The following is a 20,084-nucleotide window of genomic DNA, read 5'->3' on the forward strand; positions in this document are numbered from 1 at the left end:
CTACCTCAAAACACTGGCCCGAGCCCGGGCAAATCCGCGCTGGGCGGCCGTCTTGTCGAATTCAGTCTCGTTCTCGGAGAACACCGCCAACAAACCATTGCGGACGCGTTGGCCAACAGCGTCATCGACCAGTTTGTCACCGTTGCTGGTAACGTAGAACACGTCTGTTGCCCGTTCACCATAGCCATCGATCTGGGCTGATGTCAGGGCCAGGCGCTCGTCGGCCAGAACATCGGCCAGGTCGGCCAGCAGGCCCGGCCGGTCACGACCGGACGCCTCGATCACGGTTGCATGCTCGGCGACCTCGTTGGAGATGGTCACATTCGGCGTGACCCGGAAGGCGGCATCGCGCCGCTTGAGCGGTGCTGCCGGCCGGCGGCGGACTGTGGTTTCGCCCGTTGCAACCTGCCGCAGATAGGCCACGAGCGCCTGGCGTTGCACCGCATCGTGCTTGCCATAGGGCTGACCGGCCGCGTCCTGGATGTAGAAGATATCGAAAACCTGGTGCGAGGCCGTTGTATTGATGGTTGCACCCACGACATCGGCGCCGACTTCGGCGAAGGCCGCGACAATATCGGCAAACACCCGATCCCGGTCCGGCGACCAGATCATCACTTCCGTTGCGGCCCGGCGGCGGTCCACCCGAACCGCGGCCGAGGTCTGGCGGCCCGCATTGCGCGCATGCCGCACAAAGGCCGCATGCCGGAAGCGGTCCTCCTCGGAAAAAGTGGTCCAATAGGCGTCGTTGAGCTCCGCGGTCCACCAGGCAGCGAAATCGGCATCGATCCGCTCGAGCCGTGGCCGGATGTGGCTTCTGGCCAGTTCGGCCTTTTCGGCGAGGGTTTCTCGGGCGAGCTGGAGATTGTCGCCATCACTCGACAGGACTTGTTCGGTGGCCCAATAGAGTTCACGGATCAGCTGACCCTTCCAGCCATTCCAGACCCCGGGCCCGACCGAACGAATATCGACGACCGTGAGGACCGTCAGCAGCCGCAAACGCTCCACGGTTCCAACCGCGGCGGCAAAATCGGCCACGGTTCGCGGATCGGACAGGTCGCGACGTTGTGCCGTGTCGCTCATCAGCAGATGCGACGCGATCAGCCAGGACACCAGCTCGGTCTCCGTATCGCCCAGGCCCATGCGCTCGCACGCTGTCACCGCCCGCGCGGCGCCCTCGATGCATTGGTCGCCCGCCCCCTTGCCGGTGTCATGCAACAGGACCGCCAGGTGCAGCGCGCGGCGGTTCTGGATCTGGGGTACCAGCTTGGTCGATAGCGGATGATCGAGCGGGTGAAGCCCGTCCTCGATTTCCCGCAGGACGCCCAGCGCATGCAATGTGTGCTCATCGACCGTGTAGCGGTGGTACATGTTGAACTGGGTGCGGGCGACGATATCGCCGAATTCGGGCAGGTAGCGCCCCAGCACACCGGCTTCGGTCATCATCCGCAGCACCGCCATGGGCGCGGCGCTGTCGAGCAAGACAGCAAAAAAGGCCCTCGCGGCGCGCGGCGCACGACGAAAATCATCGTCGATGAGATGCAGGGTGCGCCCAATCCGCGCCACCGCCTCGGGATGCAGGTCGAGGCGGCGAGATGCGGCAACGTGGAAAAACCGCATCAGGCGGATCGGGTCTTCGCGTATCTGCGTTGCGTGGGCAAAATCGAGACGACCGTCACGCACGATGAATTCGCCGACATCGGCGTCCTCCGCCGCCTCCATTCCGGGCGGCAGGAATCGCGCCAACCCCCTTGGCTTCGACTTCCAGGCATCGGCCTCAAGCTTGGCGCAGACCAGACGTGTCAACGCGCCGACATCCATTGCCGTGCGGAAGTACCGGCGCATGAAGCGCTCGACACCACTGTCCGTCTCGCCATCCTCGAAACCCATTCGCGCCGCAATTTCCGGCTGGACGTCAAAGGTCAGACGCTCATCCTTGCCGCCGGCAAGATCGTGCAAGTGAAAGCGGACGGTCCACAGGAAGTCATCGGCCAGTATGTATTTCGAGACGTCCTCGACCGACAGCAATCGACTGCCAACCCAGCGCTCGAATGCGTCGGCACCATAGAGGAATTGCGCCAGCCAGCGCATCAGCTGCAGGTCCCGCAAGCCGCCCTTGCCGGACTTCAGGTTCGGCTCGACCGTGTAGCGGGACCGACCGGCCTTTTCGATGCGGGCGTCACGCTCCTTCAGCTTGGCTTCCACGAAGGCTGGCAGGTCCCCGGCAACGACCTCATCACGAAATCTCTGGGACAGGGACGCGGTCGCAGCCTCATCGCCGGCCAGATGGCGCAAGGAGAGAAGGGCGGTGCGTTCCGACGCATCCACCTGGGTCAGTGCAATGGTCTCGTCCATGGTCCGGCAGGCGCCGCCACCGACATCGATCTTGAGATCCCAGAGGGCGTACAGGAATTGCTGGAGGAAAGTGTCAGTTGCCGCGCTGGCGGCTTCCGGCTTGATCAGCATCAGGTCGATGTCGGAGGACGGGGCCAGTTCCCCCGCTCCAAACCCTCCTTGCGCGCACAGGGCGACACCTGTGGAGCCCGCGGTATCCGCAGCGGCCATGGAATCGAACAGCGCGTGCAGGCAGACACTCATCCCTTCAGACAGCAGATGGGCCGCGATGGCGCCGCCACCGGCACCGGACAGGCTGCCAAAGGCCTGCCTCCGGAACCGTTCGATGGAGGTGCGGACATGAGCCAGAGCTGCAGCGCGGGCGGCCGGTGACTCCCACCCCTGTTGCGCCAGGGCGGAAGCCAGGCGGGCCCGCAATTGCAGACCATCCAGCGAAGCGGGCAGTGCGGGCATCTTCATCGTGGACCCAATCTAGTGCACCGCGACCCGCGGCGTCACGTCTTCTTCACGAGCGCCTTGAGGGCATACAGCACTTCCAGCGCCTCGCGTGGACTCAAGGCATCCGGGTCGACCTGGTCAAGCCTAGTCTCGACCTCGGAAATGACCGGCTCCGGGTCCGGCTCGGCCAGCGCAAACAGGGGCAGGTCTGTGAGCGCCGCAGCCGGTGTCCCATCGGCCTCCAGGCGCGCCAGGATGGCCTGGGCCCGTTTGACCGCGACCCGCGGCAATCCGGCCCGGCGCGCGACCTCGATCCCGTAGGACCGGTCCGCCGCGCCACTCCCGACCTCATGGAGAAAAACCAGTTCGCCTTTCCATTCGCGGGCCTTGAGCGAGACATTGGCCGCGGCATCCAGATCCTCTGCAAGCCGGGTCAACTCGTGATAATGGGTGGCAAACAGGGCCCGGCAACCATTCACTGCATGGAGATGCTCGGCCGCCGCCCAGGCGATCGACAACCCGTCAAACGTCGCGGTGCCACGCCCGATCTCGTCCAGGATGACAAAACTGCGTGCCGTCGCCTGGTTCAGGATGGCGGCCGTCTCGATCATCTCCGCCATGAAGGTGGAGCGACCGCGGGCGAGGTCATCAGCGGCACCCACGCGCGAATAAAGGCGGTCAGCGACACCGATACGGGCGGCCCGTGCCGGAACATGACAACCGGCTTGGGCCAGCATCAGGATCAATGCGTTCTGTCGGAGGAATGTCGATTTACCGGCCATGTTGGGGCCAGTCACGAAGGTCAGTCGTGCGGCCTCAGCGCCGGCGCCGTCGAGACGGCAGTCATTCGGCGTGAACCGGCCGTCACCGGCCTTGGCCAACGCCCGCTCGACCACCGGATGCCGACCTCCGTCCACTTGGAACACGCTGTCGTCGGACATGACGGGGCGAACTGCCTCGCTGTCTTCGGCCCATTCGGCAAGGCCGGCGGCCACGTCCAGTTCAGCCAGCGCGCGCGCGGCTGACCGGATTCGATCGGCCTCCGCCTCGACCCTGTCACGCAGGCTGGCAAAAGCGTCCATCTCCATCGCCAGGGCCCGATCGCCAGCCGAGGCGATCTTCGCCTCCAGCTCGGCCAGCTCGGTGGTCGAGAACCGAATCGCGTTGGCCATGGTCTGACGATGGATGAAGCGATCATCCGCCATCAGGGCGTCGCCGTGCTTGGCGGTCACTTCGACGAAATAGCCCAGCACATTGTTGTGCTTGACCTTCAGGGCATTGACACCGACCGCCTCGGCATAGGTCTGTTGCAGGCCTGCGACCACCCGGCGTGAAGCGTCGCGCAACTGCCGCAACTCGTCCAACTCGACGCGCCAGCCTTCGGCGATGAAACCGCCGTCGCGGGGCAGGAGCGGCGGCTCGTCCACAATCGCCCGTTCAAGCTCGGCGACCAGGTCTGCCAGGTCCGGCTTGTCATCGAGCACCAGCGCCGTGAGACTTTCCGCGATTTGAGCCGGTGGGGTATCCAGCGCATTGTCGAGCAGGCGGGCGGCAATGATCTCGCCTTCCTGCAGGGCCGCAGCGAGTGATTTCAGGTCGCGAGGCCCGCCCCGACCCAGCAATAGCCGCGAAAGGGCGCGCTCGGCATCGCCGGCCTGGCGCAGCCGGTCGCGCAGATCCCGGCGTTCAGTGCGGGCCCGCTCGAACCAGGTGATTGCATCAAGACGGGCTTCGATTTGCGCCACATCGGTCAAGGGTCTGGCCAGTCGCTCGGCCAGCTTGCGCGCCCCCGGCGCGGTCACCGTCCGGTCAATCGCATCAAGCAGAGAGCCCTGACGTGATCCTGACAAAGTGCGTTCGATTTCAAGGCTTGCCCGGGTCGCCGGGTCAATGGCGAGACACGCCCCCGCCGCTATCTGCCGCGGCGGCTCCAGCTTGGCCGGCGCGCCGGCCTGGGACAATGAAAGATAGTCCAGCAAGGCTCCAAGTGCGGCACACTCGGCCCTGGTAAAGTTTCCGAAAGCGGTCAGTTCCTGAACCCTGAACTGGTCCTTCAATTGTCGTTCTGCCGAGGCCGGATCAAATTTGGCTCGTGGCAGGGGTGTCAGGGTCGACCGTGGCGCCAGCATCGCGGCCTCTGCAAAGGCCCGCTCCTCAACCAGCAACTCGGCCGGGTTCATGGCGGCGATCTCCGCAGCAATGTTTTCCGTCGCCACCGGGGAAACCCGGAAATCGCCGGTCGACACATCCGCCCAGGCCAGTGCCGTTTCACCGGTCGCCAGTTGCGCCAGCGCCGCGATGCGGTTGGACACGCGCGGATCGAGCAGGCTGTCCTCGGTCAGCGTCCCGGGCGTCACGACCCGGGTAATGGCCCGACGCACGACCGCTTTGGAACCACCCCTGGCCTTCGCAGCCTTGGGATCCTCCATCTGCTCGCCAACGGCAACTTTGAAACCGGCCTTGATCAGGCGGGCGAGATAGGCTTCGGCGGTGGCCGCCGGCACCCCACACATCGAGATCGGATCACCCTGATGCTCCCCACGCTTGGTCAGCGCGATATCGAGCGCCGCAGATGCCCGCACCGCATCGTCGAAAAACAGTTCATAGAAGTCGCCCATGCGATAGAACAGCAAGGCATCAGCCGGTGCCTGGGCACGCAGCTCGAGGAATTGCTGCATCATCGGGGTCGCGCCTTCACTGGACGGGAAGGTGCGATCGCGCGGCACGGGGAGGGTCGACATGGCATTCATCGGCGCAGACGGTGGCGAGGTTTCGCCTTGCGTGCAAGGGTGCGAAGCGGCTAGAGCGCTGTAACCCCCGGGACTTCAGATCTTACAAGGACATCGGTGATGAACGACAGAACCAGCCGCGTTGAGGACGAGGATGCCCTCGCCTTCCACAAGGAACCTGTTCCCGGCAAACTCGCCATGTCGCCGACCAAGCCAATGGCGACCCAGCGCGATCTGTCACTCGCCTACAGCCCCGGCGTCGCGGTGCCGGTCAAGGCCATCGCTGCCGATCCGGACAAGGTCTATGACTACACGTCCAAGGGCAACATGGTCGCCGTGATCTCCAATGGAACGGCCATCCTGGGCCTTGGCAATTTGGGCGCCATGGCGTCCAAGCCGGTCATGGAAGGCAAGGCCGTCCTGTTCAAGCGCTTTGCCGATATCGACGCCATCGATATCGAGGTCGAAGAGGAAGACGCGGAGCAGTTCATCGAGTGCGTCAAACGCATCGGCAACACCTTCGGCGGCATCAACCTGGAAGACATCAAGGCGCCGGAGAGCTTCATCGTCGAGCAGCGCCTGCGCGAACTGCTCGATGTCCCGGTCTTCCATGACGACCAGCACGGCACCGCCATCATCTCTGCGGCCGGCATTATCAATGCCTGTGAGTTGACCGATCGCCGCATCGAGGACCTCACAGTCGTGGTCAATGGAGCCGGCGCGGCTGGCATCGCAGTTCTCGAATTGCTGAAGGCAATGGGCGTGCACCCGGACAACGCCATTCTGTGTGACAGCAAGGGCGTCATTCACAGCGAACGCGATAATCTGAACCAGTGGAAGGCCGCCCATGCGGTCCAGACCGACAAGCGGTCACTGGCGGAAGCCGTGGACGGAGCCGATTGCTTCCTCGGCCTGTCGGTAGCCGGCGCCCTGACCCAGGACATGGTCAAGACCATGGCCAAGGACCCGATCATTTTCGCGATGGCCAACCCGGATCCGGAGATCACGCCGGAAGATGCCCGGGCCGTGCGTGACGACGCCATTGTGGCCACGGGTCGATCAGACTACCCCAACCAGGTCAACAACGTCCTTGGTTTCCCCTACATCTTCCGCGGCGCGCTCGATGTCCGCGCCCGGACGATCAATGAGGAGATGAAAATTGCCGCGGCGCAGGCCCTGGCCGCGCTGGCCAAGGAAGACGTGCCGGACGAGGTCGCCGCAGCCTATCATGGTGCCCGACCGAGTTTCGGGCGCGATTACATCATTCCCTCTCCCTTCGATCCGCGCCTGATCTCCTACGTCCCGCCCTATGTGGCACAGGCTGCGATGGACACCGGCGTGGCCCGCAAGCCAATCCCGGACATGGCCGCCTATCGCGCCTCGTTGGCCCGCCGCCTCGACCCGACCGCGGCCCTGCTGCAACGGATCCAGGGCGCGGTGATGGGTCATGGCCGCCGTATCGTCTTTGCCGAAGGCGAGGAACCGGCTGTCATTCGCGCCGCCTATGCCTTCCAGAACCAGGAGCTGGGCAAGGCCGTTCTGGTCGGTCGCGAGGAAATCACCCGCGCCAACATGCGCCTGGTCGGCGTGCCGGAAGACTCGATCGAAATCGTCAATGCGCGCCTGTCCGACCGCAATGCCGACTATGCCGACTTCCTGTACGGGCGCCTGCAGCGCAAGGGTTATCTCAAGCGCGACGTGCAGCGCCTGGTCAACAATGACCGCAATGTCTTTTCGGCCTGCATGGTCAAGCTGGGCGATGCCGACGGCATGGTCACAGGCACGACGCGCTCTTATGGCGCGGCACTGGCTGACGTCACCCAGGTTCTCGACCCGGCCGAGGGTCAACGCGTGATGGGCATGTCCATCGCTCTGGCCAAGAACCGTACCCTCTTCATCGCCGACACCAATATCGCGGAATTTCCGGACGAGGAGGCGCTCGCCGATATCGCCATCGAGACCGCCGCAGCGGCCAAGGGCTTCGGCTTCACGCCACGGGTTGCCTTCCTGTCCTATTCAACCTTCGGCAACCCGTCTGGCGACCGGTCGGACAAGCTGCGCCGGGCGGTCGAGATCCTCGACGAGCGCGGCGTTGATTTCGAATACGAGGGCGAGATGAATGTCGATGTCGCGCTCGATCCGTCGCACCGCTTCCTCTATCCGTTCTCGCGCCTGAAGGGACCGGCCAACGTGCTGGTCATGCCGGCCATCCACTCGGCCTCGATCGCCACCAAATTATTGCGCATGGCCGGTGGAGCCACGGTGATCGGACCGATGCTGGTCGGCGTCGAAAAACCGGTCCAGATCGCCCGGCTTGGCGCGTCGGTGTCGGAGATCACCACCCTCGCTGCCTTGGCTGCCTACGACCCGGACAAGCATGATGTGGAAAGCGGGCTGTCTGAGTAGGCGACCAGGGCTATTCAGTCTGCCGTTCCGCGAATTTGTGTTCGCCTCTTGCGGCTGCCGGTCCGAACCGGATGACGACGGCAAGAAGGATGGCCGCCGGTATGGTCCAGGCCGCTGTGATTACAAAGAAGGCAACCCAGCCGACGGCGTCCGCCAGTACGCCCGAAAATCCCGACAGGAACTTCGCGAACAGGGCGTAGAATGAGCTAACCCACGCGTACTGGGTCGCCGCGCTTGCGGGATCAACCAAGCTCGACAGATAGGCGATGAAGACCGTTGTGACAAAGCCGCCGGCCAGATTGTCCCCAACGATCGCGATCAGCAGTTTCCAACTCTCGTCGGGCTGCGCGGTCGCGGCCAGCCAAGCATAGGCGCCGTTTGTCACAAGTGTGATGACCAGCCCGATCACCAAGGCCCGCATCATGCCGATCCGCAGTGCGGTCACACCGCCCACAAACAATCCAATCATCGTCGCCGCAAGGCCGGGCCCTGCCTGTATGCCGCCAACGACAGCGCGATCGAATTCAAGGTCTGAATACAAGGGCGACGCCATCACCCCCATGGTGAAGTCACTGATCCGGTAAAGTGAAATCAGCGCGATAACAGGGATGATCCACCAGCCGAGGCGGGCGAAGAAGTCCTTGAAGGGCTGCCAAACGGCATTGACGACCTTCACCCCGAAACTGCCCTCAAGGGCCCGGCGTCCAACACCGGCCTTTGGTTCCTTCATGAAAAATACCAGGCCGGCCGAGATGGCCATCGCGGCGGCCATGACAAGAAACGAAACATGCCAGTTGGACCATTCGGATATTGCCAAACCCAGGCCGGACGTCATGTAAGCGATGCGGTAGCCAAAGGAGTATGCCGCCGCCATGGTCGCTTGCATGTCATTGGATGCCGACTCGATCCGCCATGCATCAATCGCGACATCCAGGGTCGCGCCGGAGTATGCCAGCAGCAATGCTGCAATTGCGATCGGAAGCAGGGTCGCGAGAGTCCGAAAAACGGAGAGGGCCTCGAAGTGCTCGTCTTCTTTCACAAGCGACAACAAGCGTCGGTACTCTTCTTCCGGTATCTCCACCACCTGAGCGCCAGTATCGTCCAGAGCCGCCTCGACCGGGTGGATCACATTGCCAATGACATTCCCGGCACTTCGATCCGGGTCAGCCTCGGCGGTCGCCAGTGAGTCCAAAAGTACCTGATATTCTCCCACTTCGATCTGGGCCAGGCGCATCCCCGTGTCGTCACGGCGATAGGATGCCCCTGTAGGGTCCGTCGTCGCGACAAACCCAAGCGCGATGACCGTCCCAGCGATTGCGGTGACCATCCATGCCCGTCGTGTGCCGAGTCGCTTGGACAAGACGGGTATTTTGACCCGGTCGACGACCGGGGCCCACAACCATTTGAGGGTGTAGGCCAGTGTGACAAAGTAAAAGAAACCGATGGTTGAACGATCTATCCCGGCATCGCGGAGCCAGTAGGATAATTTCTGGAAAACCATGTAGAGCGGGAGCCCGGACGCAAAGCCCAGGATCAACATCGAGATCATGACCGGCGTCGCATAGACCGCCAGGGTTTGCATGAAAGTGCGCTGCCCCGCGACGCCGGCAGTTTCTCGCGAGTCAGACATTTTCTTACCACTCCGCCAGGGGACGTTGTCAGCCCATGCTGGCGCGGTTTTCGGGGCGGCACAAGCGGTTGAGGGTGTCGGCCAGCTTTTGGGCGTCGAGCGGTTTGGCGAGGAATTCGTCCATGCCGGCAGCCAGGCAGAGCTTCCGGTCGGCCTCGCTGTCATTGGCGGTGAGGGCGATCAATGGCAGACGGCAATTCGCGTCCCGCGCCCGTCGGGCCACCGCGGGCCCGTCCAGGCCTGGCATGCGTTGGTCGAGCAGGGCGGCGTCGACCTTGCCGGCCATGATCGCCTCCAGCGCGGTATCGCCACGGTCCATGAGCGTGACGTGGACTCCCAGCCGTTCCAGAGACTTGCGCGCGATCAACGCGTTCACCGGGTCATCTTCGGCGACCAGGATGTGAAGGCCGGACAGGTCAGGCTGGCAGCGGGCAATCGGGTCAGCGTCCTGATCCGGAGCCTCGTGGGAGCAACTCGTCCCACCCAGTTGCGCGGCCAGCGTCGAAGCGCGCACCGGCTTGACGAACCAATTTCGTTTCCCGTCGGCGACAAGATCGGGACGTTTGGCTTTTTCGGCCGGTGTGACCAATTGCCAGGACCGGGTGGCAGGCGCATTTCGCGCCCAGTCCGCGTCCCAGAGCAATTGCGATCCTGCCGCCACGGAAAGATCGTCAGTTTCGGCCACCAGGATGACCTCGGCGCCCAGCGCGAGCAGCTGGTCACGCAGGATCTCACGCAGGGTTGGGTTGTCGCTCGCGATGGAAATCCGGCGACCCGCAAGCGGTTCGTCCCGACGCCGCGCGAGAACGGGCAGATCAAAGATCAGCCAGAATTTCGCGCCTTCGCCCAGCCGGCTTTCCACCCCCATGGCACTGTTCATCGCATCGGCCAGACGACGGACCATGGCCAGGCCCAGCCCTGCGCCGCTTTCCGCGCCGTCCCGCTCGGCCGCGCCGCGTTCGAAATGCTCGAACAGGCTTTCCTGGTCGGCCTCGGAAATACCCGGCCCGGTGTCGCTGACCGAAAGGGCGAGGCGGTCGCGGCCTTCGCTGTCCGGCGCGTTCGCGATATCGATGCGGACCCCTCCGGACGCGGTGAATTTCACCGCATTGCCAATGAGATTGTAGAGAATTTGCTTGAGCCGGGCGGCATCGCCGGTGACCCGCGACGGTGCGCCTTGCGCGTGAACAACACCGATCTCGAGCGCTTTCTCCTGGGCCCGCGGCGCCGCCAGCTCGACGGTCTCCCGGACCAGGTCAGCGATATCAACCGTTTCGGGCCGCAACTCCAGGCGTCCCGCCTCAAGGCGGGACAGGTCGAGAATGTCGTCCACCATCGCGAGCGCATGGTCAGCCGAAGCGGCGATCGAGCGGACATAGTCCGCCTGATCCGGTTTGAGGGCGGTCGCCTCCAGGAGGCGGGCAACGCCGAGTGCGCCGGCCAGGGGCGTCCGCAATTCGTGCGTAACCGCGGCAAAGAACAGTGACTTGGCGCGCTGCGACTCCTCCAGATCGTCATGGGCGGCCCGGCGGCTGGTGACATCACGGCCAACCGACACAACACCCGCATCACCAGGCAGGAGACGCTCGTCCCACTCGATCCAGACCGCGCCGGCGCGGGTCCGCATCAACATTTCATACCGGCGGGAGTTTTGTGAGGTAACCGGCGGCGCGACGGAGAACCAACGGCCAACCCAATCGTCCCGCTCGCCGCCAAAGGCCGTCAGGAACGCCGAATTGACATAGCGGACCTGGCCACCATTGCCGCGGACGAGAATGAGTTCACCGGTGGCATCCAGCGCCGCGAGGAGAAGCGCATCCAAGCCGGTCGACAGGTCTGGAGTTGTCGAAGGCAGAGGGGGGGGCGCAGATTCGCGATCACCTCGCGCGCCATGGGCGCCCGGCAAGTCCTTCGCTGATCCGCGGTCTCCTGGCTCGTCAGCCATGCCCTGTCCTCGAATACGGTCCACGCCCGTCATAGCCTGTCCGGGTTAATGAAGCGTCGGCGGCCACCCGGTTGCCGCTCCGACACCCTGGTTGGGTGACACTGTCCGGCCCCACTGGCCCTTCAGCCAAGCCCGGTCTGGTGGCGCAGGACAGGATTGGCAGCCAACGCAGCGTCCCGCCATCGGACCGGTGTGTGCGGCGCGGGAAGGCCGCAGCTCGATTGACGAGGTTCGAAACCTGCCGACCGGCGCGCGGCGCCCGAAACCGGAAGCCTGTGGCGCGAGGCGGAAAGCCCGTTGCCTGGGCGAACAGGCAGACGCCCGTTGCCTGAGATACAATGCCGACCGTCCGATGGGAGATTTCGGTGCCAGGCAAGCGTCATCGCGGGCCCGGCGCGCCTTTCCCGGTGCCAGCTGCCCTCGGGCCCCAGATGCCCGGTTACAGATGCCCGGTTACAGACGCCCGGTACAGACGCCCGGTACAGGCGCACGGTACAGGCGCTTGATGACCAAAGACCGGTTCCAGCGGCTCTGGCTGCTGGGCTCCGGGCCTGTCGCCATTCGGACGACACACGTAATGCCATGCCGCTCGCAATGCCGCTCGCCCGGCGGTGTCCGACCCTGCCTGGCCCGTCTCTTTTCCGGCTCCGCGAAATCGGTCATGGACGCTGGCCGGACAGGACTTTGGAGGGTTTTTGTGTCGGATCCCGGAGACCGCGACGACAGGACAGGGCTTCAGCGATATGCAGGCGGCGCACGGCGTCCTGGCCATCCAGATCGGCGATGGTGCGGGCGACCCGCAAGATCCGGTGATAGGAGCGCGCGGTCAGTGACTGATGCATGGCAGCTTCCTGCAACAAGGCCTCTCCGGCTCGATCCGGCGCCGCGACATGGTCGAGCTGATCGGTGGGAAGGTGCGCGTTCAGTCGGCCCCTCTCGAGCTGGGCGTCACGTGCAGCCGCGACACGGGCCGCCGCCTCCGCCGTTCCCTCCGGCGAAGCGGGCAGGGCGAGATCGGCCGGGGTGACGGGCGGCACCCTGATTTGCAGGTCGATGCGGTCGATCATCGGTCCGGATATCCGGGCTTGGTAGTCGATGGCACAGCGCGCCCCGCGTCGACAGGTCTCACCGGCCCCGCCGCCGCCGCAGCGGCACGGATTCATGGCGGCAACGAGCTGGAATCGGGCCGGATAGGCAATATGGGCATTGGCCCGGGCGACGGTGATCGAGCCGGTCTCCAACGGTTGTCGCAGACTGTCGAGGACCTGCGGATGGAATTCCGGCAATTCGTCGAGAAACAGCACACCGCGGTGAGCCAGCGAGGCTTCGCCGGGTCGCGCGCGGCTTCCCCCGCCGACCATCGCCGCCATCGATGCGGAATGGTGGGGCGCGCGAAAGGGCCGATTGCGCGTGAGCCTGCCACGCTCCAGCAGGCCGGCCACCGAGTGGATCATCGAGACGTCCAGCAATTCCGGCGCCGTCAATGGCGGCAGCAGGCCAGGCAGACGTTCCGCCAGCATCGACTTTCCGGACCCCGGCGGCCCGATCATCAACAGGTTATGGTGTCCGGCAGCGGCAATTTCGAGCGCCCGCTTGGCGCCTTCCTGACCTTTGACCTGTTTCAGGTCGACATCGGGACCCGCCTCGATCAACTCGCCGGGAGCCGGGCGGTCCAGAACCTGGCTGCCCTTGAAATGATTGATCAGCTGGATCAGCGTCGCCGGGGCGAGAATGGCCAGGTCGCCTCCGGCCCAAGCCGCTTCCGGACCACAACTCTCCGGACAGATCAGGGCTCGGCCGGAGGCGTGTGCAGCAACAGCGGCAGGCAGCGCGCCGGGGGCGGAACGGATGCGGGCGTCGGCCCCGAGCTCGCCAAACGCGAGATAGTCCTCGGCCACGTCCTTGGGCAGGATATCAAGCTCCGCCAGCACCCCGATCGCGATCGGCAAGTCAAAATGGGCGCCTTCCTTGGGTTGGTCTGCGGGAGCCAGATTGACGATCAGGCGCTTGGATGGAAGCGACAGTCCCAATGCAGAGAATGCCGCCCGAACCCGCTCGCGGCTCTCGGCGACCGCCTTGTCGGCGAGACCGACGATCGAAAATATGGGTTGAGACCCACCCGCAACCTGAACCTGTACGTCCACGATCCGGGCTTCAGAGCCATGAAAGGCGACGGATGCCGTGCGGGCTGCCACTACTTTTCTCCCGTCATAGCGGGGTGTTGATTCACAGAACTCCGCCTGTGTCGCGCCCCGCCACCAGATGTGAAAAGCAACCAGCGACCCACACCAATGCCATTAACCATCCGGCATCATTGGGTTTTCCACAGGCTTGATCACATCAAGATCAAAACAGGAACAAATCATGCACGATTACACGACACACGTCAAACGTGCGGGGTCAATTGCCAATCCGGCGCGCGACCGCATCCCAGAAAGCCGCACAGGCATCGACGCCGGAAAAGCGTTTGAGTTCCTGCACGCCGGTCGGTGACGTGACGTTGATTTCGGTGAGCCTGTCACCAATCACGTCGATACCCACCAGCACCAGGTCACGGTCTTTCAGGACCGGTCCGATCGCGTCACAGATCCGCATGTCGCTGTCGGACAAGTCTGACGGCTCGGCGACCCCGCCCACATGCATGTTGGACCGGGTCTGGCCGTGCTGCGGGACCCGGTTGATCGCGCCAACCGGGACGCCGTCAATGATCAGGATACGCTTGTCGCCCGCCGTCACCGCAGGCAGGAAAGCCTGAGCGATCACGGGTTCACGCGACTGGGCAAAGAAAGTCTCGAGCAAGGCAGAAAAATTGCCGTCACCCGGTTTGAGGCGGAAAACCCCGGCGCCGCCATTGCCGTAGAGCGGCTTGATGATGATGTCCTCATGCCGGTCCCTGAATCCGGTCAGCGCCGCCAGGTCGCGGGTGATCAGGGTTGGCGGAATGATGTCCGGATAGAGAAGCGGAAGGATCTTTTCCGGGCTCGACCGGACCCAGAACGGGTCATTCATCACCAGCGTTTGACCCTTGAGCATCTCCAGAAGATGCGCGGCGGTCTGGTAGGCCATGTCAAATGGCGGGTCCTGACGCATCAGGACCACATCAACATCCGTCGCCAAATCGAGATTGCGCGCCTCGCCCAATTCGGCGTGTTGTCCCTGGACGTGCCTGACCCTGACCGGACGGGCCCGGGCCATGATGCGTCCTTCCTGCCAGGCCAGCTGGTCAGGATGATAGACAAAGAGCTCGGCCCCTCTCGCCTGCGCCTCCTCCATCAGCGCGAAGGTCGTATCGGCGTCGACATTGACCGCTTCAATCGGGTCCATCTGGACCGCTACACGCCATGTCATCATCCGGTCTCCGAGCCGCCCAGCAATTGCGGACCGGAGGTAGGTTCGCCGGGATCGGATTCAACCCCGGGATTGGCTTCACCCACACAGGCTTCCGCCCGGCGTTCGCCCCGGGCCGGCAGATTGGTCGCAACACCGGCGACGCGGACATAGGAAACCACTTCCTGCACGCCCTCGACCAGCGACGCATGGGTGCTGGCCCGTTCGAGTTCGCCGCGGTTGCGGGCGACGCCCAGCAGATAGACGCGGCTGTTTCGAGTCTCGACATTGAAATTGATCGACCGGACGGCCCGGTCAGAGATCAGGCGACCATTGACCCGGGCAGTGATCTCGGCATCGCGGGCGCGATCCCGGAAACCCTGCCCGGCCCCCACTTCGATCTCGTTGGCCACATTGCGAACCGCCACCGAGGACCAGGCCAGACACTCGGCCATGAGACGATCATCCTCGCGCGGCACCCGGCCGGTCAAAAGGGCGATACCCTCGGTAACCTCGACATCGACCCCGTCCAGCGCGAACCCCTCGGAGCGCAGCATGGCGGACTTGATGGCGACCGAAGCGTTGGTGTCATCCAGTTGTCGGCCGATGGAGCGTTCTTGCCCGACCGAGCCAACGCTGCTGCAAGCGGCCGGTACAAGTCCCGCGGCGACCAGCACCAGAGCGATTGAAAATGAGGATAAACGGTCGGCCATGCACGAAACTCCTGTCGAATCGCCCGTGCCCCGGCTTGGGCATTTGCAAACGCGCCACCATGACAAGTCCCGGCGCTTCGGCCAAGCGGCATCGGAACAATCAATGTCACAACAGGTCACGCGCATCGTCGCCGGGCGTCCAGGCCGCTCGCCGGTGCTGCGGCCAGCGCCCCGGAACCACCAGGACCAGGTCGTAGCGCAAATGCAGGTGATGCAATGAGGATCTCGGCGCCCGCCAGATCGAGGCGGCGCGGGTGATCCGGCCACGCTGGCGCGGGCCGATCGAATCCAGTGCCCCGGCAAGCGTGGCTCGCGCCTTGACCTCGATGAAAACCAGATATTCACCGCGACGGGCGACCAGGTCGATCTCCCCGGCAGCGGTGCGGGCCCTGTGATCAAGCAGTCGATACCCCTTCGCGACCAGCCAGGCCATGGCCAGCCATTCGGCCCAACGACCCCGGGCCTCGGCCTGTCGTCGGGCCCGGGTCACCGCGCCGCATCTCCGCCCTTGAGAGCGAGGGCGCGGGCATAGACATCGCGTCGTGGCCATCCCGACGCTTCGGCGACATGCCCCGCCGCCTCCTTGACCCGCATGTCTTCCAGCGCCGCGCGCAGGGCCGTGTCGATCCGACCGGCATCCCAGTCATCGGCGGACGGCGGGCCCACAACGATGACCACCTCACCGCGCGGCGACCCGGCTTCGGCGTAATGGGTCGCCAACTCGGACAGCGACCCCCGCCGGGCTTCCTCATGCATTTTGGTCAGCTCCCGGCAGACCGCTGCCGATCGGTCCCCGAGCACCTTGTGCAGACTTGCCATCATGGCTGGCAGTCGCGACACCCCCTCATAGAAGACGAGACTGCCCGGCACATGCCGGAACGGCTCAAGCCAAGCCTCACGCGGGCCGGTCTTTTGCGGCGGAAAGCCGGCAAAGGTGAAACAGTCGGTCGGCAGGCCGGCAATGGTCAGCGCCGCCAGAACCGCCGACGCCCCCGGTATCGCGATAACCGGAATGCCCGCAGCAATCGCATCCCGGGCCAGCTTGTAGCCCGGGTCGGAGACCAGAGGCGTGCCGGCATCCGACACCAAGGCAATCCGCGCACCCGATTGCAGGGCGTCCAGGATGCCGGGCCGGACCCGCTCGCCATTATGGTCATGATAGGCGGTCAGCTCGACCTTGAGCCCATAGGCGTCCAGCAGCCGGCGGGTGACGCGCGTGTCCTCGGCCAGCACCCGATCAGCCTGACCCAGTACATCCAGCGCCCGCAGGGTTATGTCACGCAGATTGCCGATTGGCGTCGAAACCAGATAAAGGCCCGGCCCCAGTGCTTGCCCCTTGCCGCCGCGGCGGATAGCTTCGCCAAGAATTTCCCGGGATGTTTCGGTCATGCTTACAGTCTTCAATCCGCGTATCGCCCAGTCGGTCGGCACTCTGGCACAAAGCCGCGCGCTGCGCTGCCTTGCTGTCATTGCGATGGTCGGTGCCCTCGCAGCCTGCGGCACGACCCAGACCACACCTCCACCGCCGGTCTTCATTCCACCGGAACCGGTGGTCGAGCAACCGGTCGAGATTGAGCCGGAGCCGGTCGAAGAACCGGTCGCGACAGGGCTCATCCCACCCCACATGGCTGATCGCGATATTGCCCGGGTGGCCGTACTGCTGCCCTTCTCGGCCGACAGTTCCGGCGCCCGTTCCGAGGCGATCCGGCTGTTGCATTCGGCTGAACTGGCGCTGTTCGAGCGCGGCAGTGGCAATCTCCTGATGATCCCGAAGGACACCCAGGGCACTGCCGAAGGCGCCCGTGAAGCGGCTCGCGCCGCCATCGAGGACGGGGCCGACATCATCATCGGGCCACTGTTTGGCCCCGCCGTTTCGGCCGCCGGCCAGGTGGCGCGCCAGGCCGGTGTCCCGGTGATTGCCTTCACCACCGATACCACCGTCGCCGGTGATGGCGTCTATCTTATGAGTTTTCCGCCCGAAATCGAAGTCGCCAGGATTGTCGAATATGCCACTCGACGCGGGGTCGAGCGCTTCGCCTATCTCGGTCCGCAGAACCGCTACGGCATGGCTGTGCATACGGCCCTGCAGGACAATGCAGCCATGACCGGCGGCCATATTGCTGCGGAAAGCTTTTACACCGGCGATGTCGAGGCCATGGCCCGCGCGTCGGCCCGGCTCGCTGAAGGGGTCTTTGAACCCCTGACGCCGGAAGAGGCTGACGAGTTGCGCCTGCTGGACTGGGAGCCCGATCCGGAGGCGCCGTTCCAGGCCGTCATGTTGCCGGAAGGTGGAACGCGTCTGCGCGCGCTGGGCCCGCTACTGATTTCCCAGGCGGTTGACCCGCTTGTGGTCCGCTTCCTGGGCACCGGCTTGTGGAATGATCCGGACCTGTTGCGTGAACCGGCCTTGCGGGGCGGTTGGTTTGCCGGACCGGATCTGAGCGCCCGGACCGCTTTTGAGACGGCTTACGAGGCCAGCTATGGAAGTGAGCCGTCCCGGATCGCCAGCCTTGCCTATGACGCCATGAGCCTGGCGGCGCATCTCGATGGTGGCGAACGCGGCTTCAGCCGCGAGGCGATCGAGGAGGACCAGGGCTTCCTGGGCGCGGACGGCCTGTTCCGCTTCCGGGCCACCGGCATGATCGAGCGCGGCCTGGCGATCTATGAGATGCGGTCACGCGGATTTCGCGAGATAGAACCTGCGCCGCTGTCATTCGACCCGGAACCCGCCTTTTAGGCCCTAGGGCAGAACCTCACGGGTCACGCGGTCGGCCAGAAGGCGCCCCTGGGCGGTCAGTTGCAACCGGCTGTCTGCGCGGTGCAGGAAGCCATCCTTCACCATCCGGTCGATGCCATCACCGTTCAGGCTGCGTCCGGTCGTCACTCGAAGATGGCCCAGGTCCAGCCCGTCAGTGACCCGCAACCCCAGAAAGGCGCGCTCGACCAGATCGTCGTCGGGGGTCAATCGTTCAAGCTGACCGTCGCCTACACCGGACCCGGACCGGCTGACCGCCGCAATATAATCCGCCGGCCGACGGCAGGCGGTGGTCGCGATCCGGCCATCCATCGTCGACCGACCCAGGCGGCCATGGGCGCCGGGACCGACACCGATCCAGTCACCACCCTCCCAGTAGATCCGGTTGTGGACCGATTGATCCGCGGGCGAGCGGGCATGGTTGGAAATCTCATAGGCCGGGAACCCCCTGGAAACACACAGTGCCTGCGTCGCCTCGTAGAGATCGGCCGCACTGTCGCCATCGACCGCCAGGGTTTCACCCCGTTCTGTACGTTTTCCGAACGCCGTCCCCGGCTCGATGGTGAGCTGGTAGGCCGAGACATGACTCGCCCCGCTGGCGAGCGCTTCGCCCAGCTCACGCGTCCACGCCTCGACGGTCTGACCGGTCTGCGCATAGATCATGTCAACGGAAACCCGCGAGAAGGCGGACAGGGCCGCGTCGACGGCCCCGCGCGCCCGGGCTGCGTCATGATCGCGTCCGAGGGCGGCGAGAACCGTGTCGTCAAAGCTCTGGACACCCAGTGAAAGCCGCCCGACGCCGACCGACCCGATTGCCGCAAACCGGGCCTGGTCGGCCGGATTGGCTTCCAGACCGATCTCGATGCCAGGCGCAAACCCCCACAGGCGCTCCGCCGTTTCGATCACACGCGCGATCCAGTCCGGCTTCATGAGCGACGGGGTTCCGCCGCCGAAGTGCAGGCTCGCCAGCGGTCGGTCACCGGTCCTGGCCCGCCAGTCCGACATATCTGTCAGGATGGCGGCCAGCAGGGCCTCATCATTGCCCTTCGGCCGATAGACGTTGAAGTCGCAATAGGGGCAGATGCGGGCACAATAGGGCCAGTGAAGATACAGCCCCAGCGCGTCACCCAGCCGCGAGGGGCCTGTTCCGGTCACGATCCGAACTCGGCGGCAATCATGGCCTCGAGGGCGCGGGCCCGATGGCTGAGCCGGCGCTTGCCGTCGGCACTCATCTCGCCGAATGTGATGTCGTGCCCGCGTGGCTGGAAGATCGGGTCATAGCCGAAACCGCCAGTTCCGCGGGGCGGCCAGACAATCTCGCCCAGAACCTCACCCTCAAAATATCGGACGTCCGATCCGGGGCGCGCCAGGGCGATCGTACAGACAAAACGTGCGGTCCGGTCCGTCGCGCCGGCACGGGACAATTCGCTATCGACCCGCTGCATCGCTCGCAGGAAGTCGCGCGGCTCACCGGCCCAACGCGCCGAGTAGATGCCGGGATCACCACCCAGCGCATCGACCGACAGGCCGGAATCGTCAGCGATACAAGGCAAGCCGGTTGCTTCACAGGCGGCGCGCGCCTTCAGGGCCGCATTACCGCGAAATGTCGCCTCGGTTTCTTCGGGTTCAGGAAGGTCAAGGTCCGCAGCACTCTTCAGGGCTACGCCAAAAGGCGCGAGAATTTGCTCCATCTCCTTGATCTTGCCCACATTATGACTGGCGAGAACCCAGGTTTCGCGCACCATTTCGACCCCTTTCCGCGTGTTTACATATCGCCTTTCGAAAAATT

The 20,084-nt window shown here is 64.6% G+C and carries 13 protein-coding genes; 2 read left to right on the plus strand and 11 right to left on the minus strand.

From position 1 onward, the window contains the following. Together VOI18_RS02040 and mutS are read right to left on the minus strand one after the other, a co-directional pair. Entirely contained in the window at positions 1 to 2,811 is a 2,811-nt protein-coding gene (locus VOI18_RS02040) for a [protein-PII] uridylyltransferase (protein WP_323760739.1), read from the minus strand. Positions 2,812 to 2,846: 35 nt separating this feature from the next. Then, positions 2,847 to 5,540, minus strand: coding sequence for a DNA mismatch repair protein MutS (gene mutS / locus VOI18_RS02045; protein ID WP_416374843.1), 2,694 nt, complete (start codon positions 5,538 to 5,540; stop codon positions 2,847 to 2,849). 99 nt (positions 5,541 to 5,639) lie between these two features. On the opposite strand from mutS, the gene VOI18_RS02050 reads away from it, so the two are divergent. Further along, a complete protein-coding gene (locus VOI18_RS02050; protein ID WP_323760741.1) occupies positions 5,640 to 7,925 on the plus strand; it encodes an NADP-dependent malic enzyme in 2,286 nt (761 codons plus the stop codon). 10 nt (positions 7,926 to 7,935) lie between these two features. Here VOI18_RS02050 and VOI18_RS02055 read toward each other — a convergent pair whose 3' ends face one another. The 7 genes from VOI18_RS02055 to rsmI form a co-directional block, all read right to left on the minus strand. After that, the gene (locus VOI18_RS02055; RefSeq protein WP_323760742.1) at positions 7,936 to 9,555 is read right to left on the minus strand and encodes an MFS transporter; all 1,620 of its coding nucleotides are present in this window, start codon (positions 9,553 to 9,555) and stop codon (positions 7,936 to 7,938) included. A 28-nt stretch (positions 9,556 to 9,583) separates the two neighbouring features. Beyond that, entirely contained in the window at positions 9,584 to 11,377 is a 1,794-nt protein-coding gene (locus VOI18_RS02060) for an ATP-binding protein (protein WP_323760743.1), read from the minus strand. A gap of 782 nt (positions 11,378 to 12,159) precedes the next feature. After that, positions 12,160 to 13,695, minus strand: a complete 1,536-nt coding sequence (locus VOI18_RS02065) for a YifB family Mg chelatase-like AAA ATPase (protein WP_323760744.1) — start codon at positions 13,693 to 13,695, stop codon at positions 12,160 to 12,162. Positions 13,696 to 13,900: 205 nt separating this feature from the next. Next, positions 13,901 to 14,848, minus strand: a complete 948-nt coding sequence (gene gshB / locus VOI18_RS02070; RefSeq protein ID WP_323760745.1) for a glutathione synthase — start codon at positions 14,846 to 14,848, stop codon at positions 13,901 to 13,903. After that, the gene (locus VOI18_RS02075) at positions 14,848 to 15,540 is read right to left on the minus strand and encodes a BON domain-containing protein (RefSeq protein WP_323760746.1); all 693 of its coding nucleotides are present in this window, start codon (positions 15,538 to 15,540) and stop codon (positions 14,848 to 14,850) included. The genes gshB and VOI18_RS02075 overlap by 1 nt, the downstream gene beginning before the upstream one ends. Before the next feature lie 106 nt (positions 15,541 to 15,646). Beyond that, a complete protein-coding gene (locus VOI18_RS02080) occupies positions 15,647 to 16,030 on the minus strand; it encodes a YraN family protein (RefSeq protein WP_323760747.1) in 384 nt (127 codons plus the stop codon). Then, positions 16,027 to 16,929 carry a 16S rRNA (cytidine(1402)-2'-O)-methyltransferase gene (gene rsmI / locus VOI18_RS02085; RefSeq protein WP_323760748.1) on the minus strand — a complete coding sequence of 301 codons (903 nt, stop codon included), beginning with the start codon at positions 16,927 to 16,929 and terminating at the stop codon, positions 16,027 to 16,029. The genes VOI18_RS02080 and rsmI overlap by 4 nt, the downstream gene beginning before the upstream one ends. Between rsmI and VOI18_RS02090 the strand changes: the two genes are divergently transcribed. Beyond that, a complete protein-coding gene (locus VOI18_RS02090; protein WP_323760749.1) occupies positions 16,928 to 18,277 on the plus strand; it encodes a penicillin-binding protein activator in 1,350 nt (449 codons plus the stop codon). The genes rsmI and VOI18_RS02090 overlap by 2 nt on opposite strands. Before the next feature lie 3 nt (positions 18,278 to 18,280). On the opposite strand, the gene hemW is transcribed toward VOI18_RS02090, so the two are convergent. After that, complete coding sequence (hemW, locus tag VOI18_RS02095) at positions 18,281 to 19,450, minus strand: radical SAM family heme chaperone HemW (RefSeq protein ID WP_323760750.1); 1,170 nt, start codon at positions 19,448 to 19,450, stop codon at positions 18,281 to 18,283. Then, positions 19,447 to 20,040 carry an RdgB/HAM1 family non-canonical purine NTP pyrophosphatase gene (rdgB, locus tag VOI18_RS02100; RefSeq protein WP_323760751.1) on the minus strand — a complete coding sequence of 198 codons (594 nt, stop codon included), beginning with the start codon at positions 20,038 to 20,040 and terminating at the stop codon, positions 19,447 to 19,449. The genes hemW and rdgB overlap by 4 nt, the downstream gene beginning before the upstream one ends. Positions 20,041 to 20,084 lie beyond the last annotated feature (44 nt).

Origin of the sequence: Maricaulis sp., assembly GCF_034670125.1 — a bacterium.
In the GTDB taxonomy this organism is placed as follows: Bacteria; Pseudomonadota; Alphaproteobacteria; order Caulobacterales; family Maricaulaceae; genus Maricaulis.

Bases quoted from the DNA above. Each gene is read 5' to 3' on its own strand.
- VOI18_RS02040 (WP_323760739.1), bottom strand. From the start codon at position 2,811: ATGAAGATGCCCGCACTGCCCGCTTCGCTGGATGGTCTGCAATTGCGG.
- mutS (WP_416374843.1), bottom strand. From the start codon at position 5,540: ATGAATGCCATGTCGACCCTCCCCGTGCCGCGCGATCGCACCTTCCCG.
- VOI18_RS02050 (WP_323760741.1), top strand. From the start codon at position 5,640: ATGAACGACAGAACCAGCCGCGTTGAGGACGAGGATGCCCTCGCCTTC.
- VOI18_RS02055 (WP_323760742.1), bottom strand. From the start codon at position 9,555: ATGTCTGACTCGCGAGAAACTGCCGGCGTCGCGGGGCAGCGCACTTTC.
- gshB (WP_323760745.1), bottom strand. From the start codon at position 14,848: ATGACATGGCGTGTAGCGGTCCAGATGGACCCGATTGAAGCGGTCAAT.
- VOI18_RS02075 (WP_323760746.1), bottom strand. From the start codon at position 15,540: ATGGCCGACCGTTTATCCTCATTTTCAATCGCTCTGGTGCTGGTCGCC.
- VOI18_RS02090 (WP_323760749.1), top strand. From the start codon at position 16,928: ATGCTTACAGTCTTCAATCCGCGTATCGCCCAGTCGGTCGGCACTCTG.
- rsmI (WP_323760748.1), bottom strand. From the start codon at position 16,929: ATGACCGAAACATCCCGGGAAATTCTTGGCGAAGCTATCCGCCGCGGC.
- rdgB (WP_323760751.1), bottom strand. From the start codon at position 20,040: ATGGTGCGCGAAACCTGGGTTCTCGCCAGTCATAATGTGGGCAAGATC.